This is a genomic window from Coprobacter sp., from assembly GCF_982436375.1.
The window spans coordinates 1-3,019 of sequence record NZ_CEWDCG010000274.1 but is presented as its reverse complement, the minus strand read 5'-3'; the positions used below and the strand labels follow the sequence as shown (position 1 = coordinate 3,019).

Below are 3,019 nucleotides of genomic sequence, written 5' to 3'. Positions count from 1 at the left end.
AGATTATAAACCTATAATAATGCTTTCTTACAGTCTAACTTCTATTAATTTCTACAACTTTATTAACAAGCTCATCAAAAATATTTTTTTGCTTCTCATATATAAGTGCTTTCAAACTTTCACTAGGAGATAATTTATCCTCTTTGAAAGAGTCATTAAATTCGTCAGTTTCTGTTATTGATATTTGTAACTCCGTAGATAACGAATGGATACTTGGTTTTATTTTTAATTCTTTTTGAAAAGTCTTTTCTAACCGAGAAATTCTCATGTTCATTATTTTAAACCAAGGCAATAAGGATTTTGCATTTTGCTTTCCTGCTATAATATCTTGGATAAAAAAAGAGTATTCTTCCTGTATAGTTTTTATTTCATTAATAAAATAATCTTTCAAAACTCGCTTTGTCGTCATTTTTTTTTGAATGATAACAATTATAATTATTGCCAATATTGCATTAATAACAATGTCGACAATGGCGATTATATCCGATGTGGAAACACATGATATCATTATAGGTCTGTTATCGTTTTTCGTCTGGAAAAATCTATTGTATGTTTGATTGAGTCTTCATTTTTCCTTCTCTTTTCCCATTGAGGAAAAGTCTTTTCTGTTATAATAGAAATCCAAGAAGGTTCGTCATTAGAAACAATACTAATATTGTTTCTTACTAATGATAAAGTAAAATCATATACTAAATTACCAAATGCTTCATCTAAAAATGACGATGCATACCCTGCCGTATTATCAAGATTTATTTCTAAAATTCGATTGTTCTTTATTGAATTGAAGAAAGCGTCATTGAGTACTTTGATATAAAAATCCTCTCCAGAAGCATCCCCCTGATTAGCATATCTGGGACCCGGATACTCATTATAATCATTAAGAATACTTATTCTGTTTTTTTCTTTTCCCATAATTCAATATTGTTTTTATCTACTGACCAACAATAAAAAGTCCCCTGAAATTCATTTTTCAGCTCAATCGCTTTTTTATTTTGCCCTAAATTCAAATAGGCTTTGTTACTAAGAACAATTAAATCTGTGATATGTTCTTCGTCCACTACAGCCTTTATTTTAGGAAGGCCCTTGTTTCGATTGATTTCTTCTGTTCTTGATCCATATTTTTGATCAAATGCCTTTCGCAGAATAGCACTATTTTCATTAAATTCTCCTCGAAGAATATCTTTAAAAAATTGTTGTCCAAACCGTCTTTTTAAAGTTTTAATTATTCCATGACCATTATCTGTGAATACAAAATTAATTTTATTATTTGAATCATCAAAATTAATGGAAAAAAACCAACACTTCTTCTTATCAAAAGCATGCTCAATAGAATTACCAGCCATCTCTTGTACTATACTATATACAGGAGGATAATGCTGTTCTTTACCAACTATATTATAAATCGATTTTTTAATGGCCGCACCAATACTTGAATTTAAAGTTTTATCAGAACCTATCTTAATAATAAAATTTTTGTTATTTGTTTTGGAAGTATTGCTCCTTACATGAGAGAAAAAATCTGATTCTTCAAAAATTCTACGGCACTCTTCATCCTTAGGATAATTACCTGCAATTGATTTACCCTTAAGCTCATGCATTATAGAAAGTAATATACATATAGAACCTATGTCTATCGATTTTATTTTTTCTAAATCTAAAAATATATGCTTTATCTTATTATCAAATTTCAAGTGTTTTAATTCTTTAATAAATTTCAATGTTACTTCAGGATATTTTATGACAGAAAATAATTCTGGCACATTAATATGCAATATAGGTTTCTCATCTTTTCGATAGCTTATATTTATTTCTTTACGTTGTTGTCTTATATGCAATTGCTTTAGATAAGACTTTCGTCTTCTTGATTTTTTAAGTTCTATCCTTGATCGTCTCTTCTGGTATCTTAGTCTCCGAATCATAATATATACATATCATAAAGAGATCGCAATATTGTAAAAATTATTGAATAAAACAAGGAATTCTCAAAACTAAAACAGTATCAATTCAGCGACCGGACGACAGCTTTTCCTTGACAAACCGTATATTATACTCCACCTCATGGAGAGGGAGGTTCATAATGCCGGCGATCTCCTCATAATCATATCCCGACAGATAAAGGCCGAACGAAACCCGAAATTTATCATCCGGAATATCCGATATCGTTTTATTTATTACCTTTAGCTCGGGAATTTTAGAAAAGGGTTCACATGGTTTATTCTTGAGAAAGCAGGTATCTGTCTTTTTGCGACCTGCAAGAAATAATGTTATTACTATCGGGATGAACTTTTTATATAGGAACAGGGTTATAACTCTGCAACAACGTGTTTTTAAATTCATGGCTTCTCTCATTTTTCAAGTTAATATAAAAGAAGCCTCCGCTGTTAAGTCGCAAAACATACGTGATTTGAGTAAATACACAAACAACACGCAACGGCGGAGGCTTTAATTTTCCTCTACTATAGCGTGTTGTAATATATTTTCGTATGTTTTGCATTGCAAACATAACAAAAAAATTCCGGATTCAAAAAATTTCAATTCCAAAAGGATTAATCCGACTCCAAGACCGAGAACCGGCTGTTTCGAACTGCATAATCATAACGTGACGAGTATAACCCGAATGGTATCTTACAAAGATCATCCGGCAAATCATCGGCAACCTCCGGTGCACAGATTTTGAAAGGGAACTTTCCGGAACGGGGATCTCCGGAACGGAAGATCGTTTCTCGACGGGAATCGGGGAATAACGGCATCACTGCCCTAATGAACTTCTTACAGTGTAATAAAACAACAACTTCACGATAGCGTTTTTTTAAATTCATGGCTTCTTTTATTTTTTGGGGTTAATATAAAGAAGCCTCCGCTGCCAGTCGCAAAACATACGTGATTAAAGTAAATATACAAATAACACGCAACAGCGGAGGCTATACTATCCTCTACTATAACGTGTTACTGTTATTTCGTATGTTTTGTCAAGCAAAGTTACTAAATTTGCAGTCAAGCAATTTCAATTTTTGAATTA

5 protein-coding genes are annotated in these 3,019 nt (G+C 31.7%); all 5 read right to left on the bottom strand.

The features are described 5' to 3' along the window. Positions 1-34: 34 nt before the first annotated feature. Complete coding sequence (locus AC1WHX_RS11550; RefSeq protein ID WP_418236410.1) at positions 35-409, bottom strand: hypothetical protein; 375 nt, start codon at positions 407-409, stop codon at positions 35-37. A 98-nt stretch (positions 410-507) separates the two neighbouring features. Next, positions 508-912, bottom strand: a complete 405-nt coding sequence (locus tag AC1WHX_RS11545) for an STAS-like domain-containing protein (RefSeq protein WP_418236409.1) — start codon at positions 910-912, stop codon at positions 508-510. Beyond that, entirely contained in the window at positions 888-1,835 is a 948-nt protein-coding gene (locus AC1WHX_RS11540; protein ID WP_481229409.1) for a hypothetical protein, read from the bottom strand. The genes AC1WHX_RS11545 and AC1WHX_RS11540 overlap by 25 nt, the downstream gene beginning before the upstream one ends. A 169-nt stretch (positions 1,836-2,004) precedes the next feature. After that, positions 2,005-2,337 carry a hypothetical protein gene (locus tag AC1WHX_RS11535; protein WP_481229407.1) on the bottom strand — a complete coding sequence of 111 codons (333 nt, stop codon included), beginning with the start codon at positions 2,335-2,337 and terminating at the stop codon, positions 2,005-2,007. A 209-nt stretch (positions 2,338-2,546) separates the two neighbouring features. After that, a complete protein-coding gene (locus AC1WHX_RS11530; protein WP_481229405.1) occupies positions 2,547-2,819 on the bottom strand; it encodes a hypothetical protein in 273 nt (90 codons plus the stop codon). Between the last annotated feature and the right edge of the window lie 200 nt (positions 2,820-3,019).

Bases quoted from the DNA above. Each gene is read 5' to 3' on its own strand.
- AC1WHX_RS11550 (WP_418236410.1), bottom strand. From the start codon at position 409: ATGACGACAAAGCGAGTTTTGAAAGATTATTTTATTAATGAAATAAAA.
- AC1WHX_RS11545 (WP_418236409.1), bottom strand. From the start codon at position 912: ATGGGAAAAGAAAAAAACAGAATAAGTATTCTTAATGATTATAATGAG.
- AC1WHX_RS11535 (WP_481229407.1), bottom strand. From the start codon at position 2,337: ATGAATTTAAAAACACGTTGTTGCAGAGTTATAACCCTGTTCCTATAT.
- AC1WHX_RS11530 (WP_481229405.1), bottom strand. From the start codon at position 2,819: ATGAATTTAAAAAAACGCTATCGTGAAGTTGTTGTTTTATTACACTGT.